1 protein-coding gene is annotated in these 604 nt (G+C 37.4%); it reads left to right on the forward strand.

Annotated elements, in window-relative coordinates; all coding sequences use genetic code 11:
• The first annotated feature begins 91 nt into the window (after window positions 1-91).
• A complete protein-coding gene (locus tag ACS8FC_RS19055) occupies window positions 92-424 on the forward strand; it encodes a CopG family transcriptional regulator (RefSeq protein ID WP_201599496.1) in 333 nt (110 codons plus the stop codon).
• The last annotated feature ends 180 nt before the right edge of the window (window positions 425-604 follow it).

Below are 604 nucleotides of genomic sequence, written 5' to 3' on the forward strand. Positions count from 1 at the left end.
AGGCATTTTTGTTGTATGGTAAGATGAGTTCTGATTGTGTTCGTTTTTGTTTGAGTGTTTTACTCCTACTCACTAAAAATAATGGTTTATTATGATACCTGTACGTGTAAAAAATAAGTTTTCTGATCATCCGCAAAAAATCATGCGTCCGATCAGCATTCGTTTGTCTGAAGAAATGATTGGCCTATTGGAAGCGACAACGTCAGAATTGGGCTTTAAGCGCATTCAAGGTCTTATTCGTTTATATATTCGTCAAGGCTTAGATCGTGACCATCAAGATTACACGCTCGCTCATGACGAGGTATTTATCGAAACGCTACGCAAGCGCGGCGTCAGTCAGCGTATCATTGATGAGGCAATCGTAGTAACACACAACAACAACATCTCTCACTCTTTATCTGAGTTGCAAGACAACGATCAATAACCAATGTTGAACATGACAAACTAGAAGTCATTATGCGGCCAGATATTAGCCGATAACGACTCTTACAAAAAAGACCAAGTTTGCTAACGCAAGCTTGGTCTTTTTTTGTGGCTGTTATTCAGAGCTATTATCCAGAGTAAAGCTTTATTAAAATTTTTTATCTTTATACATTTTTTTCAT

This window comes from Psychrobacter sp. 1Y4 (assembly GCF_051847555.1).